Annotated in this window: 30 protein-coding genes and 1 pseudogene; 9 read left to right on the top strand and 22 right to left on the bottom strand. The window is 50.5% G+C overall.

The window, feature by feature from the left end; translation table 11 throughout:
- Nucleotides 1-10: 10 nt before the first annotated feature.
- On the top strand, nt 11-298 hold the full coding sequence (locus JVX88_RS01780) for a hypothetical protein (RefSeq protein WP_211625183.1): 288 nt from the start codon (nt 11-13) through the stop codon (nt 296-298).
- On the top strand, nt 295-639 hold the full coding sequence (locus tag JVX88_RS01775; protein WP_211625181.1) for a cell division protein ZapA: 345 nt from the start codon (nt 295-297) through the stop codon (nt 637-639). Before JVX88_RS01780 ends, JVX88_RS01775 begins: the two co-directional genes overlap by 4 nt.
- Before the next feature lie 323 nt (nt 640-962).
- Here the strand turns inward: JVX88_RS01775 and JVX88_RS01770 are convergent, their stop codons facing one another.
- Nucleotides 963-1,757 carry a hypothetical protein gene (locus JVX88_RS01770; RefSeq protein WP_211625179.1) on the bottom strand — a complete coding sequence of 265 codons (795 nt, stop codon included), beginning with the start codon at nt 1,755-1,757 and terminating at the stop codon, nt 963-965.
- 80 nt (nt 1,758-1,837) lie between these two features.
- Between JVX88_RS01770 and JVX88_RS01765 the strand changes: the two genes are divergently transcribed.
- Complete coding sequence (locus JVX88_RS01765; protein WP_211625177.1) at nt 1,838-2,812, top strand: hypothetical protein; 975 nt, start codon at nt 1,838-1,840, stop codon at nt 2,810-2,812.
- On the opposite strand, the gene JVX88_RS01760 is transcribed toward JVX88_RS01765, so the two are convergent.
- The 3 genes and pseudogenes from JVX88_RS01760 to JVX88_RS01755 form a co-directional block, all read right to left on the bottom strand.
- The gene (locus JVX88_RS01760; protein WP_211625175.1) at nt 2,809-3,195 is read right to left on the bottom strand and encodes an LITAF-like zinc ribbon domain-containing protein; all 387 of its coding nucleotides are present in this window, start codon (nt 3,193-3,195) and stop codon (nt 2,809-2,811) included. The genes JVX88_RS01765 and JVX88_RS01760 overlap by 4 nt on opposite strands.
- A gap of 6 nt (nt 3,196-3,201) precedes the next feature.
- Nucleotides 3,202-3,267: pseudogene (locus tag JVX88_RS43825) on the bottom strand (zinc-ribbon domain-containing protein); the annotation flags it as partial.
- 79 nt (nt 3,268-3,346) lie between these two features.
- Nucleotides 3,347-3,799, bottom strand: a complete 453-nt coding sequence (locus JVX88_RS01755; protein ID WP_211625173.1) for a hypothetical protein — start codon at nt 3,797-3,799, stop codon at nt 3,347-3,349.
- A gap of 54 nt (nt 3,800-3,853) precedes the next feature.
- Here JVX88_RS01755 and JVX88_RS01750 point away from each other — a divergent pair, with 54 nt between their 5' ends.
- On the top strand, nt 3,854-5,917 hold the full coding sequence (locus JVX88_RS01750) for a TonB-dependent receptor (RefSeq protein WP_211625171.1): 2,064 nt from the start codon (nt 3,854-3,856) through the stop codon (nt 5,915-5,917).
- Between the two features lie 249 nt (nt 5,918-6,166).
- Here JVX88_RS01750 and JVX88_RS01745 read toward each other — a convergent pair whose 3' ends face one another.
- From JVX88_RS01745 to JVX88_RS01725, 5 genes are all read right to left on the bottom strand, one after another.
- The gene (locus JVX88_RS01745; RefSeq protein WP_211625169.1) at nt 6,167-7,198 is read right to left on the bottom strand and encodes a carboxypeptidase-like regulatory domain-containing protein; all 1,032 of its coding nucleotides are present in this window, start codon (nt 7,196-7,198) and stop codon (nt 6,167-6,169) included.
- 23 nt (nt 7,199-7,221) lie between these two features.
- Complete coding sequence (gene ribA / locus JVX88_RS01740) at nt 7,222-7,911, bottom strand: GTP cyclohydrolase II (RefSeq protein ID WP_211625168.1); 690 nt, start codon at nt 7,909-7,911, stop codon at nt 7,222-7,224.
- Nucleotides 7,912-8,065: 154 nt separating this feature from the next.
- Entirely contained in the window at nt 8,066-8,473 is a 408-nt protein-coding gene (locus JVX88_RS01735) for a hypothetical protein (RefSeq protein ID WP_211625167.1), read from the bottom strand.
- Nucleotides 8,474-8,573: 100 nt separating this feature from the next.
- Complete coding sequence (locus tag JVX88_RS01730; RefSeq protein ID WP_211625166.1) at nt 8,574-9,575, bottom strand: hypothetical protein; 1,002 nt, start codon at nt 9,573-9,575, stop codon at nt 8,574-8,576.
- Nucleotides 9,576-9,673: 98 nt separating this feature from the next.
- Nucleotides 9,674-11,482: an ABC transporter ATP-binding protein gene (locus JVX88_RS01725; protein WP_211625165.1), complete on the bottom strand. Its 1,809-nt coding sequence runs from the start codon at nt 11,480-11,482 to the stop codon at nt 9,674-9,676.
- 113 nt (nt 11,483-11,595) lie between these two features.
- On the opposite strand from JVX88_RS01725, the gene JVX88_RS01720 reads away from it, so the two are divergent.
- Entirely contained in the window at nt 11,596-12,600 is a 1,005-nt protein-coding gene (locus JVX88_RS01720) for a stage II sporulation protein M (protein ID WP_211625164.1), read from the top strand.
- A gap of 216 nt (nt 12,601-12,816) precedes the next feature.
- Here the strand turns inward: JVX88_RS01720 and JVX88_RS40365 are convergent, their stop codons facing one another.
- From JVX88_RS40365 to JVX88_RS01705, 4 genes are all read right to left on the bottom strand, one after another.
- Nucleotides 12,817-12,948, bottom strand: coding sequence for a hypothetical protein (locus JVX88_RS40365; protein WP_263975462.1), 132 nt, complete (start codon nt 12,946-12,948; stop codon nt 12,817-12,819).
- 11 nt (nt 12,949-12,959) lie between these two features.
- Nucleotides 12,960-13,145, bottom strand: coding sequence for a hypothetical protein (locus tag JVX88_RS01715; RefSeq protein ID WP_211625163.1), 186 nt, complete (start codon nt 13,143-13,145; stop codon nt 12,960-12,962).
- Complete coding sequence (locus tag JVX88_RS01710) at nt 13,130-13,327, bottom strand: hypothetical protein (RefSeq protein ID WP_211625162.1); 198 nt, start codon at nt 13,325-13,327, stop codon at nt 13,130-13,132. Before JVX88_RS01710 ends, JVX88_RS01715 begins: the two co-directional genes overlap by 16 nt.
- 216 nt (nt 13,328-13,543) lie before the next feature.
- A complete protein-coding gene (locus JVX88_RS01705) occupies nt 13,544-14,866 on the bottom strand; it encodes a DUF58 domain-containing protein (protein WP_211625160.1) in 1,323 nt (440 codons plus the stop codon).
- A gap of 132 nt (nt 14,867-14,998) precedes the next feature.
- On the opposite strand from JVX88_RS01705, the gene JVX88_RS01700 reads away from it, so the two are divergent.
- Complete coding sequence (locus tag JVX88_RS01700) at nt 14,999-15,493, top strand: hypothetical protein (RefSeq protein WP_211625158.1); 495 nt, start codon at nt 14,999-15,001, stop codon at nt 15,491-15,493.
- A 46-nt stretch (nt 15,494-15,539) separates the two neighbouring features.
- On the opposite strand, the gene JVX88_RS01695 is transcribed toward JVX88_RS01700, so the two are convergent.
- The gene (locus JVX88_RS01695; protein ID WP_211625156.1) at nt 15,540-15,860 is read right to left on the bottom strand and encodes an RNA recognition motif domain-containing protein; all 321 of its coding nucleotides are present in this window, start codon (nt 15,858-15,860) and stop codon (nt 15,540-15,542) included.
- A gap of 361 nt (nt 15,861-16,221) precedes the next feature.
- Here JVX88_RS01695 and JVX88_RS01690 point away from each other — a divergent pair, with 361 nt between their 5' ends.
- Both JVX88_RS01690 and JVX88_RS01685 read left to right on the top strand, forming a co-directional pair.
- The gene (locus JVX88_RS01690; RefSeq protein WP_211625154.1) at nt 16,222-16,773 is read left to right on the top strand and encodes a helix-turn-helix domain-containing protein; all 552 of its coding nucleotides are present in this window, start codon (nt 16,222-16,224) and stop codon (nt 16,771-16,773) included.
- 111 nt (nt 16,774-16,884) lie between these two features.
- Nucleotides 16,885-17,334: an ImmA/IrrE family metallo-endopeptidase gene (locus tag JVX88_RS01685; RefSeq protein ID WP_211625152.1), complete on the top strand. Its 450-nt coding sequence runs from the start codon at nt 16,885-16,887 to the stop codon at nt 17,332-17,334.
- Between the two features lie 22 nt (nt 17,335-17,356).
- Here JVX88_RS01685 and JVX88_RS01680 read toward each other — a convergent pair whose 3' ends face one another.
- The 8 genes from JVX88_RS01680 to JVX88_RS01645 all read right to left on the bottom strand — a co-directional run bounded on the left by JVX88_RS01680 (nt 17,357) and on the right by JVX88_RS01645 (nt 23,491).
- Nucleotides 17,357-18,649: a phage portal protein gene (locus JVX88_RS01680; protein WP_211625150.1), complete on the bottom strand. Its 1,293-nt coding sequence runs from the start codon at nt 18,647-18,649 to the stop codon at nt 17,357-17,359.
- Between the two features lie 51 nt (nt 18,650-18,700).
- Nucleotides 18,701-20,056, bottom strand: coding sequence for a phage terminase large subunit (terL, locus tag JVX88_RS01675; protein WP_211625148.1), 1,356 nt, complete (start codon nt 20,054-20,056; stop codon nt 18,701-18,703).
- Between the two features lie 3 nt (nt 20,057-20,059).
- Nucleotides 20,060-20,449: a hypothetical protein gene (locus JVX88_RS01670; RefSeq protein ID WP_211625146.1), complete on the bottom strand. Its 390-nt coding sequence runs from the start codon at nt 20,447-20,449 to the stop codon at nt 20,060-20,062.
- Nucleotides 20,370-20,702 (bottom strand): hypothetical protein, encoded by a 333-nt coding sequence (locus JVX88_RS01665; RefSeq protein ID WP_211625145.1) that lies wholly within the window; start codon nt 20,700-20,702, stop codon nt 20,370-20,372. The genes JVX88_RS01670 and JVX88_RS01665 overlap by 80 nt, the downstream gene beginning before the upstream one ends.
- On the bottom strand, nt 20,692-20,895 hold the full coding sequence (locus tag JVX88_RS01660) for a hypothetical protein (RefSeq protein ID WP_211625143.1): 204 nt from the start codon (nt 20,893-20,895) through the stop codon (nt 20,692-20,694). Before JVX88_RS01660 ends, JVX88_RS01665 begins: the two co-directional genes overlap by 11 nt.
- A 4-nt stretch (nt 20,896-20,899) precedes the next feature.
- On the bottom strand, nt 20,900-21,868 hold the full coding sequence (locus tag JVX88_RS01655) for a chitosanase (protein WP_211625142.1): 969 nt from the start codon (nt 21,866-21,868) through the stop codon (nt 20,900-20,902).
- Nucleotides 21,843-22,364: a rod shape-determining protein MreC gene (gene mreC, locus JVX88_RS01650; protein WP_211625141.1), complete on the bottom strand. Its 522-nt coding sequence runs from the start codon at nt 22,362-22,364 to the stop codon at nt 21,843-21,845. The genes JVX88_RS01655 and mreC overlap by 26 nt, the downstream gene beginning before the upstream one ends.
- Before the next feature lie 80 nt (nt 22,365-22,444).
- Nucleotides 22,445-23,491 carry a rod shape-determining protein gene (locus JVX88_RS01645; RefSeq protein WP_211625140.1) on the bottom strand — a complete coding sequence of 349 codons (1,047 nt, stop codon included), beginning with the start codon at nt 23,489-23,491 and terminating at the stop codon, nt 22,445-22,447.
- 367 nt (nt 23,492-23,858) lie between these two features.
- Here JVX88_RS01645 and JVX88_RS01640 point away from each other — a divergent pair, with 367 nt between their 5' ends.
- A complete protein-coding gene (locus JVX88_RS01640; RefSeq protein WP_211625139.1) occupies nt 23,859-25,169 on the top strand; it encodes an efflux RND transporter periplasmic adaptor subunit in 1,311 nt (436 codons plus the stop codon).
- Nucleotides 25,170-25,182 lie beyond the last annotated feature (13 nt).

Below are 25,182 nucleotides of genomic sequence, written 5' to 3'. Positions count from 1 at the left end.
GAGACAATTCATGAACGGTTTAACGGGAATGGAGAAATTCTCACATCTCGAAGACAAAATTTACCTCACAATTGAGTTCGCAAAGAAGATGCGGGAAGAGAAAGAGGCACTAGAAGCTGAGCTTAATGAGCTTCGAGCAAGTTCCGGAAATTGGCTTGCCGAAAAAGCCCGGCTGGAGTCTCGTGTCGAAAGTCTTTTATCTGAGCGTGATGCCATCCAGTTGAAGGTAGAGGCAATGCTTGATGCCATGACGGTGATCGATGTAGAAGTGGCGGAAGCGGTCGGAAGGGCAATGTGATCGAGGCAATAATGGAAGCAACGGAACAGACCGTCAGGGTAGAAATTTACAACCAAACATACAGTATCCGCTCCGACGGCGATAACGAATACATCCTTCGGCTTGCGGAATATGTTGACGGGAAAATGCGTGAGATCTCTTCCGGGACGCTTACCGTTGACTCGCTCAAGGTTGCCATTCTTGCTGCTTTGCACATCGCAGATGAATTCCATCAGGCCAAAGCGAATCACGCACAGATTGACGCTCAGCTTGCTTCCCGAAGCGCGGAATGTACAGAACTTCTTGATCGCGTCCTAAAGCACAAAGAGATCGTCTCACACGAATTTGACATGGAACAGTAAGATTCTTTCCGAATACTTTTCGATCCGGTCATGTTATCTTATTTGCCTTTACATCTTTTCTGCCACAAACCTTTCTCGCATTAAAGCAGGATGATATAATGACAAGTGGCAAAGGCCAATTACTGCGCGGTTAGATACTCGACGCAACAATAATTGAGCCAACACTTGAATTGAGGGACGCTAACGCCCGGTCCAGTGAATCCTCTACGTGGGGACTTCCAAAGGTTAGGGCTTTGATGCTCTGAGAGGAGCAAAAGGCGACCCACCTGTTTTCACAGGTTCAATTCATGCGTTTGGATCGGCCGGGCGGTTTCCTTTGCCTTTCATTCTTTACTCGCTCTGAGCATCCGCTCCTCTTCACGCTCCAGTTCTTTTCGTATCTCTTCCGTTAGTTTGGCCTCTTCAAGAGCAAGCGGCAACTCTGAACGCCTTGCATTTAGACGCTTTAATGCGATCTCACTGTCCGCAATACCACCACCGCGAATGCTGGCAGCTTCTATCATCTGAAGTCGAGATTCTGCTTCAATAAGCATCTGCTGAGCCTCGGTATTGATATCGCGAAGTTTGCCAATATCTTTCTCTATCTCAGAAACGAATTCCGACGTTCTCTCGTGCGAAAGCGAACGGAGCTTTGCACGACGGCGCTCCATCAAGACTAATTCCCGCTTCGAGTGCTTTACGATACGGGTCGCTGTAAGTCGGCTGGCAAGTGTTTCGCGATACGCGTCGCCGAGAAGAAGATCGCGTTTCTCGATCTCTCGAAGAGCTCGTTTTTCCGCAGGTTTCAATTCACGCGAAAACCACTCAAGCTCGCTCGCTTTGATGCCGTCAGCGGCCATCCGCTCTCGAATCTCCCGCATCCATTTGTTGCGCTTTACTATGAGAACCCCTGAAATTATGAGCCCGATGATAAGTCCGATCATCGTAGAAATGACACCAGCGAAAAGAAGCGTTATTGCTGCCGGCGGTGCAGAACCAAACAAAAAGAACAAAATTGTAAACAAAACAGCAGGAAGAGCTGTCAGGATGATCGGAGCGCTCATCGCACCGGCCTTAAGCCGGCTCCCGCGTACGAGCTCACTTTTTGGAATATCATAAACTGATACGATGTCGCTCATTGGCCCAATCACACTTTACAAACTGTAAGTTTGTATTTCAAACTAGCGTGGTGGACCAATAATTTACAGGAGCTCCTAAGATGCCTAAGATCCCAAATGGTCGAAGTTCATTGCTGGGTTTGGTAGTCGCCTTAGCATTATCTCCCGCCCTCATCTTCCTCGGAACATTTCCGTCAGCAGGTCAGCGGGATTCTCAGCGGGTCCGAACTGTTTCCATCCCTGTCTCGATCTACACAAAACAGGAACTTCGTCAGGGGCAGATAGATGAGATTCTAAAGGCTGATCGCCTAACTGTACGCGAGAATCGAGAAGAACAAACAATACTTTCGATCCGAAGTATCTCTGATGCTCCGTTATCACTTGCTATTGTGATCCAGGATGGATTGACACCTTCCGCTAATCTTCAGCTTGGTGAGCTCCGAAAGTTCATCCGGGAGCTCCCGGATGGAACGCGCGTGATGATCGCTTATCTTCGGGCGAACAGTCCCGAGATCAGACAGAAATTCACAACGGACCGCGAGCGGGCCTCGAGAATGCTGCGGATCGTTAGTTCTAGCCCTAGCGCGGCACCTTCAAATCCATATGACGGGCTTGTTGATATCTATAAACGGTTTGATGCTCTACCGGCTGGTCGGCGTGCAGTCTTACTTGTCGCAGATGGACTTGATATGTCGAACGGTTTAAGGGATGCAAGTGCCACCCAGAGCATTTATCTTGACCGAGCTATCGCTGATGCTCAACGAAGGAATATAGCGATATTCAGTTTCTACAATCCGACCCTGATCACGGAAGCTGCGGGTAGTACTGCATCGCTTGTTGGACAGGGATCTTTGCTTAGGCTTTCCGACGAGACAGGCGGCCGTGCGTTTTTTCAGGGAATGGCGGCCCCGATCAGTTTCGAGCCATTCTTCAAAGAACTTCGCGTACTTCTCACCCGTCAGTTTCTTCTGAGTTATCTTTCCACAAATATGAAGAAAGGCTATTACAAAGTTGAGGTTACAAGCTCTAATCCTGAGGTAAAGATCGAGCATCCACGAGGCTATTACTATCGCTAGTAAACCCTTTGCCGACAAACCGGGCAAACCGGCACATCTTCCTTGATAAGCAAGCCGATCCAAAAGAAGATGAATGTAAAAATAAGCAACAGTGCAAAGGTTATCCAACCGGCCGTTGATATCCTTCGCTCCATTATGGGAAGAAAGTTTGTTCCACAGTGTGGGCAGCGATAATTTCCCGAAAGATCCTGCGGTCCGTGATATGAGTGCTGCATCGCAGCATAATTCTGCGGAGAATGGAAGCCAACCGGTTTTGGCATCTCTACATGAGCAGACGTAGTGCGACTGCGCCTTGGCTCACTCTGCGTCTGATATTCATCCGTTTGCCACGCGTACGGCCTCGGTGGACGAGCATCATAATTGTGCGGTTGTAACGAAGTCATCCGATTACCGCAATACCGACAAAACTGGCTTTCCGGTGTGTTTGACTTTCCGCAATTTTGACACTGATTCATAGAGATACAAGCGTCAAGGATAACCTCGCATCTAACCCTAACGCATATTACAGCCGAATTGTTCTAAAAAGGGAAACATCTATGGAAAATTGATCCTTTCTCCTGTACGGATGGCCGCGTAAACAGATTCCACCAACTCTACAGACTTGAACCCATCGTCAGCAGATACCAGCGGGCGGGTGCCGCTCAAGATCGAATCGATAAAAGCTTTATCCTCCTGAACATAACCCCACCGCTCTTCCTTTTCAGTCATATGGAAGGAATGCGTCTCAAAATTTGCGTCCATTCCACGGGAATCCAGCAATCGTTCCATCTCTTCAGTCATTATCGTTCTGTGATGACAGAATACTTCGATGCGTTCGAAAGGAAAGTGCCAACTTGCATCAGATGAAGATGCAAAGGTGCAGTGGAAACCATTCTTGAACTTAAAGATGATCGAAAATTCGTCGAGTTCGGGATACTCATGCTCGGATAGCTTGGAACCGCTGCACCGCGCGTATATCGTTTCTCTGAAAGGTATAACGCTTCGCAAACCTACGAGTATGCATTTGCTCGTATCGATGCTCAGCCGACCCAGCAGATCCGTTTGAATGGTAGTTTCCTTTGGAATCCGCTTGTTAACGAAGGCGTGATCCCGTTTAGCACCGTTAGCTTGGGCGGTAATCCTGCTTCGCTTACGGCGAACGGCCAGACCTATTCGGGTGCTGACCTCTACGGGCGACAGGGCGGACGACAGACCGCCAACAATGTCCGTGGTGAGATTGCCTGGACGCCGACCTCGAATTTCTTTATGACCGGGCGTATTTCGCGCGGCTTCCTGAATCAAAAGCCGTTCAACTATATGGTTTTCAACGGCACAAGCTATCGCTGTATCGTTGGCGGCTCTTATTGCCCGACCAACGAACAGGATCCGTCTCCTTCGCTTACGAAGTTTGACGTCTCGGTCCGTACAAATATCGAAGCTGATGCTTCTTACTTGTTCAGCACCGGAAGCGTAAGGCACGATCTGAAGGGTGGTTATCAGTGGTTCAGGATCAAGAATGATGTCGATGCTGGATACAAAGATAAAGGTATCATCCGCATCTATATGGGCTTCACGATCCAGGACATTGGTGCTGCTTCAACTCCTAGCCCGAATGCTATCGGCGCAGGCGAGCTGATCCGCTTCGGTACCGTAGGTTCTGCTGAGAACACCAACCAGTCGATCTACATTCAGGATAAGATCCAGTTCGGCGGTCGCGTAACATTCAATGCAGGTGTTCGTCTTGAGAAAGAAGACCTCCCGTCGTTCAATGGTTTGGCCCCACCGATCAACTTCGGTTGGAGTGATAAGGTCGCTCCGCGTCTTGGTGTTGCAGTTTCCCTTAACAACTCAGGTACTGCGAAGGTTTGGGGAAGCTTCGGTCGATTCTTTGATCGGTTGAAGTTCGAGCTGCCCCGCGGTTCGTTCGGTGGTGACTTCTATCGTTGGGATTACTTCGAGATCTTCGCGAACAGTCCCAATTGGAGAACCTTCACGATCCCGCAGATCCTCGGAACTTGGAATGATGCTCCTGGCGGCAACTGTCCGACGACCGGCTTTATCGCTCCGGGCGCACTGAGCCGTTGCCAGTATGACTATCGTATCGCTTCGAACAATCCGAATGCTACGATCTATACCGGTCAGGTAGATCCTAACCTGAAGCCGTTCCAGCAGGATGAGTTCACCTTTGGTTATCAACAGGAGTTCTGGGGCAAATACGTTCTCGGTTCCCGCTTCACGTGGAAAGATGTGAAATGGGCGATCGAAGACGCGGGTATTCTCACCCCGGATTTCAGCGAAGCATATATCATCGGCAATCCGGGTTCCGGTCTTCATGCTCAGGTGCTCAGAGATCTTGGGTATCAGAAATCTGTAAAACCGCAGCGTGATTACAGGGCATGGGAGATCTCTTTGGATCGCCGTTTGGCTAACAACTTCTACTTCAATGTGAACTACACATGGAGCCGTCTCTATGGTAACTACTCCGGTCTGGCAAGTTCGGATGAAAACGGCCGAACCTCACCGGGTGTTAACCGATTCTTTGATCTTCCGTACATTGGATTCACATACAAGGGCGAACCCGATAACGGCCTTCTGGCTACGGATCGAACCCATGTTGTGAACTCCTTTGGTGCGTATGTTTATAACTGGCTTGGCAGGAATACGAATTCGACCACGTTCTCGTATTTCACGACCTTCCAGTCGGGAACGCCGCAGACGACCTTGGTCTCGTTCCACTCTTCGGGTACACCTATCCCGCTGAATGGACGTGGCGATATGGGTCGGACGGAAATGTTCACACAGACAGACTTTGCCGTTTCTCATCGGTATAAGTTTGGAAGAGATGGTAAGTTCACCCTTATTGGGGATCTGAACATAATCAACCTGTTTGATGAGAAGAATGTCACGAGCGTGTTCAACACCCTTTCCGCGGTTGCGGTAACGGAAGCAGCTCTTGGCTTCAGCGATCCTGTAGTGGCAGCTAACGCTCTCACATCCGGACAGCTCTATAACACGGTTCAGACCTTCCTGAATGGTGCCCCGAATCGTAAGGACATCCGTTATGGAATGGCCAATGGATATCAGGGACCACGTTCAGTCAGGTTCGGAGTTAGGGTTCAATTCTAAGATTTAACTTTAGACCCTTTTATGGCCGCTCGATGTTTTCGGGCGGCCTTTTTTGTGCCGGTCCTAAAGCACATTATCGGTGAAAGACAGACTAAGGTAAATGAAAAGAGGTGCTATCGGCGGCAGGCATTGAAGGATCCAACACGTTCAGCAAAGGTCATAGCTACGGGAGGAAACGGCAGGCCCGTGTCGCAGAGTCCGCAGAACTATACGCGTTAATGCAACGTCCCGAAAGTCGTTTGGGGATGTTCAAGACTTTTGCCTGTATTCCTTTATCAATTTCTTGATCTGCTCCGCCCTGGGGTGATTCGGGGTCAGTTTGAGATATGCCTCAAGTTCGTCGGCCGCTTCGCCGTATTTCTTTAGGTCGTTTCCATAAAGCAAAGCAAGATTCCATCTAACATCGGCAGAGTTTCCGTCTGAAAGCTTCTTTGCACGCAGAAGAGATTGTTCTGCCTCGGCATACTTTTTAATTTTTCGCTGCGAGACGCCAAGCAAAAGGTTTGCATTACTTGAGCCCCTATCGATAGACAGAGCTTTGTTCGCTGCTTCTATGGCTATATTGTTGCTATCTAGGGCGGAGGCAGCCAATCCCAAGCCATACCAACATGCAAAACTTCTTTCGTTGACCGAAACGGCCTTTGTGAAGGCAGCGTAGGCGTAATTGAAGCGTTCAAGTCTTATGAACTCATATCCTAACCTTTCGAGAGCGGCGAAATATTCAGGAAAGATCTTTACTGCCTCCATGAGCTGCTGAACACCCTGCTCACGCCGATCGGATTCAATATCCCGCATACCTTTTTCATACAGGGATCTTGCTTCGGCTGGGACATCCTGGCTGTAAACCGTACCGGGTTCACCTAGTGGCGTCCTTTGGGATTTACGAGATCTCAAGAAAATATCCTTATAGGCGATGTCCGATGAAGAACCCCCGGGCCTCAAAAGATTGATAAGTTCAACCTCGACCGTCTGTTCTTCAAAGTTCGTTCCGTGGGGCAACACTTTTACGAAAAAGCGCCCTGGGGAGAGCCCTGCAAATGAATATCTGCCAGATGCATCGGTTTTTGTTCGCTGGACGAGTTGATTCAATTCATTCAGCAATTCGACATAGATCTGCGGGACCGGGACTCGCTCAGAGGTAAAAACAAAACCGGTTATGGCGTTTCGAAAATTCTGAGCGGAAATAGGTGCAGAGAAGAAAATGATGAATGCTATGCAGAGGGGCACTAGCCAGGAAAGGAAAAGAGATCTGCGGAGATCAATTGATCTTTTATTTGTCATAATTCACCTGCGCTTTGTTCATATCATTCTAACGAAATTTGCGAAAGTTCAAAGAGATGGCCGAGCTTTTCCTTCTTTGTCCTTAGATAATGCACCGCTGCTTCATCGCCGGCGATCTCGATGGGGATGCGCTCAACGATCTGAAGCCCGGCGTCCTGAAGGGCCTTTATTTTGTCAGGGTTATTGGAGATCACCTTGACCTTGCAAAGTCCGAGGTCGAAGAGTATCTCGGCGCATTGTCGATAGTCTCTTGCGTCAACAGCAAAGCCAAGCTTTTCATTCGCCTCGACCGTATCAGCGCCTTCATCCTGTAGAGCATAGGCTCTTATCTTGTTAATAATGCCTATACCGCGGCCTTCTTGCTGTTGATACACTATCGCCCCGCGACCCTCTTTTTCGATCAGTTCCATAGCGTGATGAAGCTGCGGGCCGCAATCACATTTGATCGAGCCGAAAACATCGCCCGTCAGGCATTGTGAGTGTATCCTTACTGGCGTGGGCAGATCGGGACGCATCTCGCCTTTGAACAACACAACGAACTCTTCGTCGCTATTAAGCGAGCGGTATCCAGCGATCCTGAACTCGCCGCGCTTGGTAGGCAGCCGGGCTTCAGCGACACGGATGACCGTTAACTCCGGTTTGGGGTCTTCGCAGGTTTCGGGCGTCGGATCACATTTTCCCGCCGCTGTTTCCGTGCTAAAGGGCATGTCCATAATTATAACTATTTTGGTAACAAATTCGAAACAATTTATTCGCTCATCGAAGCTATACGGTTGCAATTTAAAACCATCTGCTCAAATGAAAAATGCTGCCCGCGGAATTGACCGCAGCCAGCAAAAGTGTGGGTAATAAAGCCCAACACGCAAGCTATTCTTTTTCTTTTTTATCGGTGCCGTTTTCTTTCTTCTCTTCCTCGGTGTGGGCGAAAACTGCGCCGTCCGCAGTTCCGAAGATACGAGAGAACAATCCGCTCAATACCTCAGAGATCTTTCCGGGCGTCGGCTCATTGCTTGGCTCTGCGAGTGGAACCTCTTCGAAAGCAAGGTTAAGCCTAACAAGCTCAGCGGAAATGTGCCGACAGAAGGAACAACGCACCAAATGGCTGACGACCGGCTTGCTTTCACGCTCGCTAAGCACACCTTCAACGAATGCGCTCAGGGTATCGTGGTCCAAATGCGCCGTTTCGGCAGATTCGGTCGGCCTGGCCGCAAGGTACTGCCGTATCAGTTCTTGTATCTTTAATTGTTCCTGATCTAATGTCACAGTGCCCGCCATGATAGTTTTTCCTCCGAATAGCAGACGTAACCAAATGGAAACATTTGCATACTTATTTCAAACAAAGAGGAAAAACCTGCTTAGACTAAAATTCTTCTGCTCAGGTTGCCGCTAAACTTGCAAAAATACTTCCCCCGGAAAGGTCTTCGGTGGCAAGTTCCAAACATATCTTTATTTCGGCCTCACTCAAACCGAATTCCTGCACTAGATTGTCCTTAAAATGCTGCAACACTCTTGCATAACTCTTTTCAAGCCAACGCATTACGGTCGATTCGTGTGTTCGTCCGCCGTTCTCGCGCGATCGCAAGCGGCGCTGGAACCATCCTCGTAACGGTGAGGATTCATTCTCAACCAATTTAGCGATTTCCCGAAGCTTTAAATTCTCAACGTGATAGTAGAGCAACAGGAGTTTTTCGTGGTCGTCCAGATTGGAGAATGCTTTCCTGAGCGAGGCGACCGTTGCCTTGCGATAGCGGTCCCGCTCGATGCGATCGAGCATCTCGTCCTCTCCGCTCGGCTCGTCAACGGCGAAACTAGCGTGAGCGGCCCCTTCCCCGATGTTCTCCGTCATCTCATCAAGCGAGACCTCATTATGACTCGCACGATGTAGATCGACGAGTGAATGCCAGATAACCGTTCTAAGCCAGCCGCGAAGATTTCCGCGGCCGCTGTAGGTAGCAAACTTGGAGACGCGTTCGCCATCAACTATCTTTTGACCGTAAAGATCGACGTAAACCTGATCAACTACCTCTTGTGCGTCAATATCTGTACGGGCGAGGTGTTGGGCAACACGTTCAAGATAGCTTCGGTGTGTCTGATCAAATTCCCACCATGCCCGCTCATTCCCATTTGCGCACGCTATCGAAAGAAAAAGATCATCGGCCTGAAGATTCCGAATGAATTCTGCGATCTCACTGTCAGAGACCGGTTCATCCGAGGAGGAAAGGAGATACTTTTGCGTTGTTCGAACTACCGAATCCCGAAAACATACCAGATCAACCCCGAAATTGGGCGCATTTTCCACGCAGCGGGCAAAGATCTCCTCGATCTGTTTGACCGCAATTTCGGGAAGCGTTTCGATGCCTCTGGTCTCCGGCTGCATACAGGCGGGTATTATAAACAATGTTTCATTCTTAACCTAATATATGACATATATGACCGGAAATAGATGGAGAATCTCTGCGATGTTTATAGAAGCACTTATCCGGCTGCACGAGCTTCATACTGAAGCTGATAAAGCTTCCAATACAGTCCGCGAAGCCCTAGAAGTTCGTTATGCGAGCCCATCTCTTTCAACTCGCCGTGGTGCATCACTATTATCCGGTCGCATCGCTGTATCGTTGAAAGCCGATGTGCAACGACAAGCGAGGTTCTGTCCTGCATTACCCTATCGACCGCGCGCTGGATGAGCTGTTCTGTTTCGGTGTCAATGGAGCTCGTGGCCTCATCAAGGATCAATATCTTTGGATCGAAAGCAAGAGCACGTGCAAAAGAGATCAGCTGCTTCTGCCCGACCGACAGCCCGGCTCCGCGCTCCTTTAGCTGAAAACCGAGCCCGCCTTCAAGGACCGAGATAAACTCCTGTGCGTGTACCTCGTTTATGGCCCATTCGACCCGGTCGCGGGAGATGCTCTTATTGCCGAGCCGGATATTCTGCTCAACGCTGCCGCTGAACAAGAACACATCCTGCAGAACAACAGCAAAATTCGACCTGAGATCGTTCAGGTCCCATTCGCGGATATCAATGTCGTCGAGCAAGATCGAACCTTTTTGAATATCGTAGAAGCGCATCAGCAGATTCGTTACGGTGGTCTTGCCGGAGCCGGTGTGGCCGACGAATGCAACGCTTTCGCCGGGCTCGATGGTGAATGAAACGTCTTTCAGAACCCAATCATTATCCTTGTAGGCGAACCAGACGTTTTTGAACTCGATCTTTCCATATGCGGGCCCAATTCTTTTTGGAACCTCCGGACTCTTAATGGCGACATCAAGATCTAGCAGAACAAATATCCGATGCGAAGCTACAATGGCGGCCTGCAGCACGTTGAACTTGTCCGAAAGGTCCCGGATCGGTTGGAAAAGCTGCTGCGAGTATTGAATAAAGGCAGCAAGAACACCTACCGTAAGCGCTGTTCCCGCGGCAGAGAGTCCCGATAGGTATTCATATCCGAAAAAGAAGATCACGACCGCAATACCGATAGCACCGATGAGGTCGACCAGTGGATAAAATATCGCGTAGTAGTAGATGGTCTCAATGTTCGCCTGACGATAGCGGTCATTGATCTCACGAAACTTTGCCTGAGCGCGGTCTTCGGCATTCATCAGCTGGACGGTCTGCGCTCCTGAAATATACTCCTGCAAAAATGCATTAAGCCGTGCGTTGCGCGTGCGCACTTTGTCAAAACCGATGCGGGCGTGCTTGCGGAACCAATTTGTTGCGGCGAATAGCAGCGGCACCGTAACAAGAGAGACAATCGCCAGCTTCCAGTCCAAAGCGAACATCCATACTATGATCGCGATGATAATCACAAGGTCTCCGAGAACATCGATCACGCCGGAAGTGAATAATTCATTCAGAGCATCGACGTCAGACGTCAGCCGTGTAATGATCCGGCCGACCGGATAACGATCGTAATAGGCGAGTTCCTGACGCTGAAGTTTTGAAAAGATCTGTGATCTGATATCTAGCATTACCCGCTGCCCGACACGGTTAAGCAAAACCTCCTGAGCGTAGGAAAATATGAACCTGAACAGGAATACCGCGAAGAAAGCCAATGCAAAAAGCCAGATGCCATCGGTGCGGCCGGGCGTAATGTATTCATCAACGGCCAGTTTTGTAAAAAATGGCTGTGTGCTGATGAGAATGTTAGTAAGAAACGTAAGAACTAGGGCGATTGCTGCAAGGTGCCAGTAAGGCCGCAGATACCCAAGTAAGCGACGAGCGATCCGAATATCATACACATTCCCGATCGCATCCTCTTCATGATACTTCCTTACGTCGTCTGACATCTTCAATGATAGGATATCAGCGTGAACGCAGTTCTATAAGCCGGCCCCAAAAAAGGTATGAGATCAAGCATTCCCTCGAAATCGGCATCTCAGGTCTGACACAAGGAACAGGAATGATCACTTTGATCGACAAGCGAAAAAACGATTGGGAACGGCTGGAAGACCTGCTCGAGCTGACTAAGATCGGCGGCCTTCGCGGACTTTCAAAGACCGAGGTGCGCGAACTTGGCGAGCTTTATCGTCGTGCGGCAGCAGATCTTGCCATCGCACGGGCTGAAACGCGCGACCCTAAATTGATAAATTATCTGAACAGCCTGGTCATTCGCGGCCACGGGTTGATATATCGTGCCGAAGGTGAAGGAAAGAAAGTCATACGGGACTTCTTTTCTCGTGACCTTCCGCGTGCGGTTCAGGATAACTGGGTGTTCGTATTCATCGCATTCCTGGCCTTTCTTCTGCCTGCGATCGGAACCTACTTATTGGTCTATACCACGGGCGATGCGGTTACGGCTTTCGGTCTGGAGCCGGTCGAGGCATCCGTTGAATCTGGTGATCGTTGGTGGAGGTCGCTTAACGAAGCCAATCAGGTAGGTTCCAGTTCAATATTGACAAACAATATTCTCGTTTCCTTCTACGCCTTTGCCCTTGGTGTGTTCTTCGGTATCGGCTCGCTTTACATCTTGGCGATGAACGGTTCATTCCTCGGCGGTGTGTTCGCTGTGGCGTTCAAGAATGATCAGGTGTTTGGGTCAGAGCTTGCGGAATTTGTAGTTACGCACGGCGTGATCGAGCTCTTTTGCATCTTCCTCGCAGGTGCTGCGGGAATGATGATCGGATATGCCTTGATCGATCCCGGCGACCTTACGCGAACCGCGGCTCTAAAAAAGAAAGGCCTTGAAGCCACTCGGATCGTTATAGGCTGTGCGCTCATACTTGTCGCCGCCGGCGTTATTGAGGGCTTTATTTCTCCGTCTTCGCTTCCGGCCGCTGTAAAGTACACGATCGGTATCGCCACCGGTTTGGCAATGTTCTTTTATTTATTCTTTATGGGCCGCGAAAGAAACATCAAAGAAGATCAAGCGCTGCTGAAACATCCTTCAGAGGGCGACGCAGCCTGAGACCTGCTTCAGAGGTTTCCTTGACGATCTTCTCGCCGATCTTTTGATCTACATATTTCAGATAGCCGTTCTTGTTAAGGATCTTAGTTACATGATGGAACGAAAGTTTCTCTATCTGATCTGCAGGGAGCTTTTCGGGCCATTTCGTTGCCGGGTGGTCCGCGGCCTTGATCAAAACTTACTTGAATAGCTCATTAACTTGCTGCAACCGCTTTTTTAATTGTCCTCACCGAGCTTTCCGATGAACCCACCGGCGATCTTCCCCGCGACCTTTGGCCCGGGAACGGCATTCGCTAAAGCTGACTGTGCTTTTCCGGTCAGTATCTTTTCCAATTGGCCGATAAGCATCTCTAACCAAACTACTTCATAGAGTTTTCTTGGTTCGACTTAACAAATTCGCCGTTGTAAAGGATCACCTCGACCGCTTTCTTATACTTGTCCCCATCCCGACGGACGTTCCCTACAGTTACTAAAGCGTTCATCCCGTCGATGGCAGCAGCTACCGGCGCGCTGGTAACGCTGAGCACGCCTATATAGGTATCCATAAATTCTCGATGACCTTCTTTGTCGCATTCAGGTTAAGTTCGCCGTAATGGCCGTGGCGTCCGATATCTTCTTCAAACCAGGTCTTGCTCTGAATAAAGAATTTGCCGTCCATATTCTCAAAGCCCTTATTCGCCCTGACCATAAAGAAGACGACCTCTGTACCGTAGGTCCCATAGGACAAACGATGGCCTTCGGGTGAGGTATATACCTTTCCCGCCTCGGCGATACTTGCGGGCCCCCTCTGGCAATTCCGCTCATTTCACCAAGCCACAAAAATCGGACATTTCTACGTGTCTTACACTCATTCAGTTTCTCCTGTTCGTGCCGAGAGCGATGTTGACCTTTTATGTGAAATGATTCCTACCTGTTTTTGCTGCTATCCAAAATACGCTTGCTGTCAGATCAGTCCCCGTTCCTTAACTCTTAGATAGCTCTCGATCAGTCGGGGGCCTAATGTTTGAGTTGTTACGTCAAGAGCAAGCCCGCCGAGAGTCTCCACGAGCCGAAGAGCTGATTCACGCTGGTAAATGACCTCTTCAGCGGCGGATTGACGAAAGACCTCGGGAATATCTTCAGGTCTTGATGAGACCATTGCATTCAGATCACGGTCGCCGATCGTCGCGACGAGCGGCAGATGTCTCGGCCGCAGAAGCTTTAGCGCAGTTATAAGCTCTCGGGAGCTTTCCTTATCGACCACATCGGTCAACACAACAACAAAGGCTCGTTTCTTCAAATTCGAAGCGATGAACTGAAATGCTCGGGCATAGGAAGGCTCGACAAGTTCCGGTTCGATGTCGTGCAAAGTTTCAAGAACAGCGTCTATATGTTGGGGGCCGCGTTTCGGTGGGAGATACTTTCGCACCCGCCGTCCGAAAACGACGATCCCGGCATTATCACCTGCGCGTGCCGAAGCGGACATAAGCGCCAGCGTTGCGTGGATGGCCGTGTCAAATTTTGTCTCGCCTTCTATTCGGCCCGTCATCAATCGCCCGGCATCTATTGCGATCATCACGACCTGGTCACGTTCGATCTGATACTGTCGTGTGGTCAGCTTTGATCGGCGAGCGGTGGCCGTCCAGGAAATGTGTCTTAGCTCATCGCCGCGGACATAATCGCGAAGAGATTCAAACTCGCGGCCTTCGCCGCGTTTTACAGCCTTTCGTTGAACGGCGATGAAGGATTGAGCTCCGAGTGCTTTTAATTCGATCTCACGCGCACGTCGAATGCTGGGATACACCTTCACATATTCCGGTTCACCGATCTCAGCCTGGCACCATACAAGCCCAAGCCGTGAAAGATATCTCACGGCTGTTCGCCCGAATCCGTAGCGTCCGCGTTTGGGTGGCAAAAGCCGATAGGAAAATTCGGCAGAGGAGTGAGCACGAAGTTGAAACTCGGCCTCGCGAGGATCCAAAAGCTCCATTCCCGGCGGATATTCATCTTTGACCTTAAGACGCAAGGTGCTTGCGGATCCATTCTCGAAGACCAAACGGACATCTGAGGCATCGCCAATGGCGAAACGTTTATCGAATTCCCGACGGATGGCTAGATCGCCACCCACCTTTTGACTTATAAAGTAGTCCAGAAAGGCGATAGCAAGCAGAATAACATCATAGATGAAGACTCCGCCTCGAAGGAAAGGATAGTCCCACGAAAGCGAAAGCGGGACCAAGCCGAGAGCGAAGAGTATGTAAAACCTTAGCGAAAATACGAATCGCATTGGACCGGCAGATTATACTTCGGTTTAATGCCGCCACAAACTCGAATAAATTTATTAGCGCAGGAAAGCAACTTATTACCTGGGAACGCGCTCTTACGTAGCAGCAGTCTTTTCTAAGAAATCGGTAATAACGTGAAACGAACATTAACGATCCTTACATCCCTTTTTTGCTTAGCTGTCTTGGTTCCCGCTCAATCAATTGAGCCCGGATCGGCACCGGCGGAGATCTATTTGGCGAAGGATGATGGTGAAGGAAAGGCTGGTGATGCCGCGACGGAATTCCTGCCGAGCGATGTTCCGATCCACTGCGTCGTCAAACTTTCATCGTCGGTACCCGCAACGGTAAAGATGTTTCTGATCGCAGTAAACGTAAGCGGCGTAAAGCCGGGATCAAATATTGTTTCAACAAGCTACACTACCAGCGAGGGCGAGAACATAGTTTTTTTCCACGGCCGGCCGCACAAACAGTGGGTTCCCGGAATATATCGTGCAGATATACATTTGAATGGAAAGAAGATCGGCTCGCTTGAATTTGTTGTTAAAGGTGACGTCCGGACCGCGGGCGCCAACACATTCGCTCCAAAAAGCTCACGTCCTTTGGCTCGAAACGGAAAACGGCCAAACTAAAAGGCCGCGTTATTCACACGGCCCCTTGTTGAATTCCTGTAAATTGTTACCAGCGATTTCTGCCGCCGCCGTAACCGCCACCGCCGCGATTCCCGCCGCGACCGCCTCCGCCGAAGCCTCTGTCTTCGCGGGGTTTAGCCTCGTTCACCTTCAACGTGCGTCCGTTATGCTCGGTTCCGTCCAGTTCGCTGATGGCTTTTTCACCGTCGGCCTGTGATGCCATTTCGACGAATCCAAAGCCACGCGAACGGCCCGTTTCGCGGTCTTCAACGACGGTGGCCGATTCAACAGTACCGACGCCGGAAAAAAGTTCCTGAAGCTCAAAGCTAGATGTTTGGAAAGAGAGATTTCCTACGTAAAGTTTCATTATGTTCTATATGCGTTTTTGTGTTGCCCGCAAGCGGCAATCCTATACGAAGCAGCGGACGCGGAACTTGAACCGGGGAACGGTTTAGCCGCCAGGTTCCGTCCTGAAAAAGCCCGAAAGCAGCTTCTGCCCAAATAACCCACCTGCCCTCGAACTTCCAAAACGCCGTCGAACCTGAACTTAACCGATCGGGGCGCATCACCGTTGATGCGCGAGAGAAGGACTGTCCTAAATACTGTTGCATTAAATGCAGTGGGTATGCAACCTAATTTTTCCGAAATTAGTCCCAAGATGGCTTGTGTTGGGTTTTTGCCTTCGTCGGTTTGCCATTTGATGAAACAGGTATATCATCGCCTAAAAGATGAACGAAGATTTTGTAATGCGGCTAAAACGCGCCTTTGGGTTCGGCACAATGGCCGATATCGCACGGAGGATAGATGTTCCGCACGCGACGGTGCGCAATTATTTTCAGGGCCGCTTGCCGGCGCCGGAAGTTCTTATAAAGATCGCAGATGAAACGAACGTATCGCTGAATTGGCTGCTGACTGGTCGCGGAGAAATGTTCATCTCCGGCCGAAACATCGATATCGGACAGCTTATCGACGAACGGATCGAGGCTCTGATAGAAAAAAAGCTTACTGGCCGTCTTGCTGACGACGTGCAGAATCTTGGCGCGATCGATGCTCGGCCCCCGTTCGATGTTGAATCGGCGGTACGTGAGTTTGGCGATCCTGCTCGGATCATGGATGAATGGTTTCAGTATGAGGGGCGCGCGTATCCGGCTGATCTTGGGATAGTATTCTTTCAGGGTTGGGAAAGCTATTCACATTCCGAACGCGTTGAAGCCGTCCGTGATGCAAAAAAGGTGATTGACCGAACGCTCCGCAATATGCCAAAACCCGACGGTAAATAGCCTTTAGGTGATCTCGTCCGCATCTCTTGTACTCGCGAACTCTACACAGTTTCTTCTCAGTTGGTCTTGTCTGTGATACACTGTTTCAGCTATAGTAATCACTCTCACGCAATGAGATTCTTCCTGGAAAAGATAGAAGCACTCGGCGTCGGCTGGAACCGGCGGCCTTTGAGCGAGGCAGATTTTTACGTGCTCTGCCGCCGGCACAAGATCACCGTGCAGGAGATGTCGCTTCGGGTGAGCGGCTTCTATTATTCGATGCTTGGCCGACATTTCATCGCGATCGATAGTCGCCTGCCGCCCGCAAAAAAGCTCTTCGTAATGTTTCACGAATTTGCGCATTTCCTGATGCACGCGCCTGACAACGGGGTTACCGCAAATTTCCACGGTATCGGACGAAAGACCCGAAAAGAGACCGAAGCAGATCTTTTTGCCGCGATCGCATTGATCCCGAGATGCTGGCTTGAGACGCGCACCGCTTACGAGATCGTAACGGAAGAAGGGATAGATCCGGAACTTGTGGATGAACGCTTTAGGATCTTCAAATATCGCGGAATATGAAAACCTTTGTTTACCATTAATGTCAGGAATTTAAGACCTGCCCGAGCTTCTGCTTGAGTAACTCGGTTTCAATGCGCTCGCGCTCGGTGGTGCTTGAAGGGTCTTCCCAATGCGTTTTCAAAGAAACTTTTCCGTGGCCTTCTATCTCCATGGCAAACTGCATCACCTCTGCCCATGTTTGTCCGAAGACCATTTGACGATCGCGCACCTTTGCGACAAATCTAGACTCAGCGCGCTGCATCGCTTCGCCGGAGGGGAAGCCGCGCGTATGCGGCAGCAGATAATACATCGGCGTTCCGGTTACTGACGCCATATCGATGCGAAAACTGTCCTTTACTTTCAGGAACTGGTCGAGATCCGCAGTGCCGAAATCTCCGAATCGGGCATCTGGGTTAGCCGTTAGCCAAAGGTGATCGATGCCGGCCTTGAACGGCGCGACCGGATTCCCCTCATTATCGTATTCGATCTCGATCCCTGCGGCCCAACGCTGTCGATACGCGGAGTATTCCATTGCTACCAACATATCGAGCACGGACTTATTCAATCCATCCTGAACCGGTATTGCCGACTCTAGTTCCGACCGGCCGAAGGCTCCGACGTCAGAATTGTTTGCAAAATGAAACACAGGCACGACGCCGAAAGGATTCGTTATCTCAAAGGCCAGGTCTTCCATCGGACTGCTTTTCCGGTCTTCGGGCAATGACAGAAGTTCGCTTCGAAAAGGTATGAATTCACGGGCGTCCGGAAACGAATTTTCTCCCGCCTTGGCGGTAACATAGCGTTCTATACGGTCGGGATAAAAAAGATTCATACGCGTGTATTTATCCGCTGTTCGCCAAAACTTGGCAGCGCGCAATATCTGTCCGGGACGATCTTCGTCGTAAGCCACCGAAAGCTGCGTCGCACGGTTCGGATGGATCGCAGCGTTTCGATGCTCATCAGGCCAGACGATAACGTACGAATCTCCGTTGACCAGCGCTTCGCGATGCACCTCGCCGGCACGCTGAGGCATTCGATTACGATGCCAAATGCTTTCAATAAAGGTCTGGGCGTGATAGGGTTCGTCGGCCGAGCGACTAGATCCGCCATTCGTGGTGTATGAGAAACCGGTGATACGGAGTTTATCGCGAACCGCATCGCAAACTGCGGGACAAAGGTTCAGTGCGAATTCCCGGAAGAGCGAGCCAAAGGCATTCTCAAACTTTTCCGTTGCATAGGCCAGATCGTGTGCACCGCGATAATAGCGGTCGGGTTTGGCATATTTGCCTGCGGCGGCGCGAAAGTTATGGATGAATTCTTCTATGTGTATGTTCATATATTTAAGTGCACGGACAAGTGCGTTTAGGCATTCACGAGATGCGGCCAGTCAAAAACCGTAAGCCTTCTTACTCGCACCTTTTCCCAATAGCTGAACCGCAAGCGAAACTGCATCGACCTGATCGTCGTGCTTTCCATTGGGAAATGTGCAGACCTCATCGATAAAGTCCTCGATCCACGGGCCGCGTACGAGTACAACCTTGCCGGCCTCGGCAAGTGCAGCCCAGGCAAGAGCGCGCGTGAACTTGTCGCGATCTACGCGAACGCCGACCAAAGGAATGCCGGAAAGTTTGACATCTCGTCTAAGCTCTTGGATGAAGGCACGTCCGTGCAAAGCTTCTTCGATCCCGTGTATCGTATTTCTTTCCGCCAGCATAAGCTCAACCACCTTTCTCCGCTGCTCGGGATATTCGATCCGGTCACGAAAACCATCAGCAATGTAAAGATCTCCGTTAATATCCAGAGCGCAGCGAAAAGTAGCCGTTAGATCGGCCGAGGTTCGCGTCGAGACCGCAAGATCATAACCGCGAAACCATCGAAGCCCGTCTGGAGCTTTCTCGACAATTCGCGTGAACCATTTCTTTTTGAACAGCCCACCGTCCCGCGGAACGGGCGATTGCTGATAAAGCGCAGAAAAGGCGTATGACCCGAGACGCTTTTTGATACGCAGAAGGGCTTCGCTATCAAAACGCTCCGGACAGAGAGCCTCGCCGGGCATACGTCCTAAGGGATCGGAACCTATCCAAGATTCCTCGGCCAATGCTGGAAGCGAGAGAACGTTCCAACGTTCGCCGCCATTCGCAGCTTCCTTTAATAGTCTTCCTGCAAGATCGTCCTCGTGCCAACGGGTCTGGATCAAAACTATTGCGGCATCGGGCTCAAGCCGTGTATAAATATCATCGTTGAACCAGTTCCAAGTCGCTTCGCGATATGCGGGACTTTCGGCTTCCGCGCGATTCTTCACTGGATCGTCGATCACGATAAGATCTGCTCCGAAGCCTGTAACACCGCTTCCAACGCCAACCGCACAAAGAGCCCCACCGGCGGAGGTCTCCCATTCATCTACGGCTTTGCGGTTCTTGGAAAGCGCGAGCCGTTCCGATGCGATGCCGCGTATCTTTCTGGAGAAACGATTAGCAAGTCGCTGATTGTAGGAGGCAAGTATCACGTTCATTTTCGGTTCGCGGATCATTCGCCAGGCGGTGTATCTGACAGTGACGGTTTCTGATTTGGAGTGGCGCGGAGGCATAAAGATCATCGATCTCTTGCAGTCTCCTTTTGTTATCTTTTCGAGCCGCTGATAGATCAGCAACTGATGAGGCCAATCCCACCGCCAGCCGCTAGCGGTCTCCGGAAGCCATTCTTCAAACTTCGGCAAAGTGTCAAGCTCATCGTTCGGCTCCATCGATCACTTTAATAACGCTCCAAGCGCTATTCCGGCAGCGACGTCGCCAATGCGACGCCAAATGGATGTACGTTTGGTCCTTAATTCAGCAATAAGCTTTTCCTGTGCGGCTATCGCGGCGTCTTTTGCGGCAATGGTCTCATTCTTTGCACGCAACGCTTCGCGAAGTGCATCGGTCTCACTCTTTCGTGTTTGGTTCAGCTCGATAAGGACCGCGTTGGCAGCCTTTTCTGTATCGAGCCTATGTCTGAGAGCGGCGTTCTCGCGTTCGAGAGCCTCGATAAGACGATTTGCTAGCCGTACTTCTTCAGAATTATCTTGTGCGACCGCGGAGACGCTGAAGATCGCGGCGAGCAGCATCGGTATCAGCAGAAAGTTTTTCAAGTGTTTCATCTTGTTTGCGTGCGGCTGTCTGTATCTCCGCAAGTTCGGATTCAAGATAGGCCGCCTTTTCCTTGAAGATATGTGTTTGTATCTCGAGCTCTGCGGCGCGCCGGTGATTTTCATCGGCCAGACGCTGAGCTTCATCAACCCGGCGTTCGAGCCTTTGGATGAGAAAGTAGCTACGAAGGCTCGAAACGGCAAACAATGCAGCTACGAATAGCCCAAAGACGACGATAGCTGTATGTTTTAGTTCAATTCTCATCACTTTTGTGCCGCCCGAGTTCTCTGTGCAGATAGATCTGGAGCATTACATCGATCGTCTTTCCGATACTAAAAAATAGTATCGGAAGGACTATCGCGGAGATGATTGTGATTAGCGTCCGGGTTTCTACCGCCGCAAGTACGGAGGTAAGCGACGAGAAATACGCAAGCAGGATATTCTTAAAGTCATTCATGGTCTTAGTTTTGAAATGGTGTTGTGGCAAAACTCTTTCCCGTGCCGCCGGCAAAGCATTCGCGTATCCGTCCGAGCGAGATCTGCCGGTATAGATACATCAGTGTCAGTGCAGCGGCGATGCCAGCTGCGAAGAACCAAACTTCGCGCGGCAAACCGAAAAGAAAACCGAAAACAGCCCAAGCAGACTGAAACACTGTTCCGACTATCGCCGTCCAAAGTGATTTCGCACGATCGGTCCTATCGATCACAGCGTTCGCCGTTCGTTCTATTCGGTCAAAAGTCTTCGCTGCATTGCTAACGCGGGTCTCGATCTCATCGAGGAGAGATCCGCTGTTAGGGTGGACTGGAGCACACGCTTCAGCCTGTCTTGACATTGATGCGGTCGCTGCCGCGAAAGCGGGAAGACTGGCGGGATCATGCGGGTATTGGGGCGAAGAGGTCGAAGGGAAAGACAGGCTGAAGCCTATGCTCCGTGTATCGATGACGTCGATGCCGAGCAGTTTATTCGTTAGCAGAACGCGGTTCACATTCATCGGAAGCTCAAGTTGCCATCTGCCGAGCATTATCTGATCTAGAAAGAAACGTGTCCGGTAACGTGTCGGGCGAAGACGAGGGATAGAGCTGAGCCATCGATCGCGTACGCGAACGTATTCCGTTACCCATTGTTTCTCAAATTCAGTTGGGGAAAGATCGCCACCGCGGATGCTTACCAGGTCGCGGATCTTTTGATACGAACCGTGGGTCAGTGAATCATAGATGACCACAAGCGAGAGCGGCAGATGGAAACCGGCAGCCGCGCAGGCGGCAATGGCCGGGTTCAAATATCGCTCGATCGCAACGCGGTCCTGTGCATCACGCATCTCGCGCGTCATTCCCGCAGCACGAAGCGCGTTCTTAAAGATCCGATCAGACGAAAGAGCTAGGACCCCTTTTGGCGATCGATCGCTAAGCTTTTCGTAGCGTTCTATCATTACGCGGCGGCCGACGATGCCGCCTGCGCCCGACAGGCATATTGAGTTTTACGCCGTCCATCGAACCTCGGTTCAGTATCGAGGATTGAAACCAAACCGATGGGTCCCGGCCAATTATTCGAGCCGGAAGAACCTTGATAGTGCTGGATTCCTTAAAGCCGAGAAGAGTTCTAAGTCTTTCGTTTTCTGATGCGAGTTGTTGTTTTCCTTTCAGCTCGACCTCAAGTTCCTGGACACGCTGGATCAATGCCTGGTTCTCATCTTGGGCTGATCTGAGTTCAGCAATTGAACTAAAGTAATCTGAAACAGATGCTGTAAGTGTGGCTACCGGCGACTGCACGAAATCCGCTACAGTTTGCGTCCAGATACGGATAACCCTTTGTCCTGAGTTGATCTCGCGGGCGTCAAACGCCATCAAAACGAAGTTGACCAAACATAAAACGACCGCCAACCACGGCGTCATTCTCCATACTTCCTTTTGACTACGCTCGACCATAACCGCGGCCAATACTCCACAGAACCTGCGGCCAAATGTTGAATGCAAAAGCCGATGACCGCCAGAAAATGAACATTACCCTAATTTCCGGTCATTAAGGAGTTATCCCATTTGACGCGTTTTAAGAGTTCGATATCTGAGAGCATTTTCCCGGTACCGAGCACAACGGAAGACAGCGGATCGTCAGCGATCAGGACCGGGAGTCCGGTTTCGATCGTCAAACGCTTGTCTAGATTCTTGAGCAGTGCCCCTCCTCCGGTCAGGACAATACCTCGTTCGACGATATCAGCTGAGAGCTCGGGCGGTGTCCTTTCAAGAGCGACGCGAACCGCGTTAATAATAGTAGATATCGCGTCAGATAGAGCTTCTCTTATCTCTTCATCGGTCATCGTTATGGTCTTTGGGATACCTTCGATAAGATTTCGGCCTCGGACCTCCATCGAAAGCGGCTCATCAAGCGGGAAGGCCGATCCGAGCGCGATCTTGATCGCCTCAGCAGTTCGTTCACCGATCAGGAGATTGTACTTCCGTTTTATATACTGTGTAATCGCGTCGTCCATCTCATTACCTGCAACACGCACGGCACGAGAGTAAACGATGCCCGACAACGATATCACGGCTATGTCAGTAGTTCCCCCGCCAATATCAACGACCATATTGCCGTGCGGTTCAGTGATCGGCAATCCCGCACCGATCGCAGCGGCCATTGCCTCTTCAACCAGATAAACTTCGGAAGCCTTAGCCCTATAAGCAGAATCTTCGACCGCACGGCGTTCAACCTGTGTGATCTCTGAGGGGATCCCGATCACTACACGTGGACGCACCCAGGTTTTTCCGTTATGTGCCTTTCGAATAAAATGCTGGAGCATCTTTTCCGTAACTTCGAAATTCGCTATGACCCCGTCTTTCATAGGGCGTATCGCGACAATGTTCCCCGGTGTCCGACCGAGCATTTCTTTCGCATCGCGGCCGACGGCCTCGACCTGGTTAGTTACTTTATTTATCGCGACGATAGAGGGTTCGCTGACGACAATGCCGCGTCCTTTAGCGTAAACGAGCGTGTTGGCCGTCCCAAGATCTATCGCAAGATCACTGGAAAATAAGCTAAATAATGATTTTAGTGCCATTTTGTAATACACGACGGGCTTTCAGCCCGTTTTGATCCGAATTTTTGGAATGCACCGGCGCCGCCCCAAAACACCGAAAAGGCAAGATTCAAGATTCGACCGAAACTCCAAATACCTAACCGAATAGCATACACTTTTCGCCCAGGAGAATTCCACTCAAAACACATAGAAATCAAGGATATGGTCCAAAATTTGTTTTAGATCAAGACGGCCCAAGACCTTCTTTGAACTCAAAGCCAGCGCGAAGGACCACAGACTTAAGCGGAAGCAACCGAAGAGGGTTTACAAATCTTTACACGTTTAGAGTTATCGGTCGCATCCTAACTAAGTTAAAATCAAGACTTTCGACGGAACAAAAATGGTTCGAATGTTGAGAGAATCACGAAGGCTTAAACTCCCTCTATTGTTGGCGGCGGCTATAGGGATCTCCGGATGCAGCTACTTTGTCTCATCTGGTGGCGGCAGGCAATCAGCCAACACAGCGACAAACACCGCGGAAGCCGAGGTGGTGCCAATAACGGTAGGAAAGACCGAATCCAGAGAAGTGCCTGCGGTCGTCCAGGCGACTGGCAGTATGGTTGCGGATGAATCTTCGAACATCGCACCGAAGATAGCCGGAAAGGTCGCGGATATTGCTGTAAATTCTGGGGACTTTGTTACGAGCGGACAAGTGATCGCCCGGATCGATGACCGCGATGCCCGGTTGCGTCTTGCCTCGGCCGAAGCATCGGTGAAGCAGGCTCAGGCGGCGGTACGGCAAGCGGAAGCAAGGCTTGGACTTTCACCGAATGGAAGGTTCGATGCTTCATCGATACCTGAAGTAAGGGCAGCAAATGCAAATTACCAGCTTGCATTGGCTGAACTGCGGCAAGCTGAGGCAAACGAGAAGCGCTATCGGGAGCTCGTTGAAACCGGTGATGTCGCAATGATCGCCTACGAGCAGTATAGGACGACGCGCGATACGGCCCGTGCCCGTGCAAATAATGCTAAGGAGCAGCTTGATGCGGCTGTGAACACCGCTAGACAGAACAATGAGGCGATCAGAAGCGCAGAGGCTAACGTAGAAGCCGCGAGAACACAGGTTGCAACCGCGCGACAGGAACTTGCGGACACGGTGGTGCGCGCTCCTTTTGCAGGTTTCATTAGCGAACGCCAAGTGGCCGTTGGCGAGTTCGTGTCAACGGCGACCGTGATCGCCACTCTTCTCAGAACGAACCCGATCAAGATCCAGATCCAAGTTGCTGAAACTGACGTTCCGTCAATAGTGCTTGGACGCGGCGTCTCTATCGAAGTCGATGCATATAGGGGGCGTAGATTTGCCGGGACCGTGTCGGCGATAAATCCGGCAGTTGATGCTGTCTCACGTTCAGCGATAGTTGAGGCATCAATTCCAAATAATGAGAATTTGCTGCGGACCGGGATGTTCGCAACAGCGAGGATAAATAAGGAGGGTGGCAGTACCGGGGTTTTCGCGCCGAAATCGGCAATTTATACTCATCAAGCAACACAATCTTATCGAGCGTTCGTAATCACCGAAGGAGTTGCTCGGTTAAGAACGATCCAACTCGGGCCCGAGGAAGGTGACTATTACCAGATACTTTCGGGATTGAACGCTGATGAGATAGTAGCGACGAGCAATTTAGCCGAGCTTTACGAAGGGGCAAAAGTGGCTTACTAAGGCAGGAGAAGTT

This window comes from Leptolyngbya sp. 7M (assembly GCF_018128485.1).
Note: the sequence above shows the minus strand (reverse complement) of the source record. Positions and strands in the feature narration are given on the sequence as shown.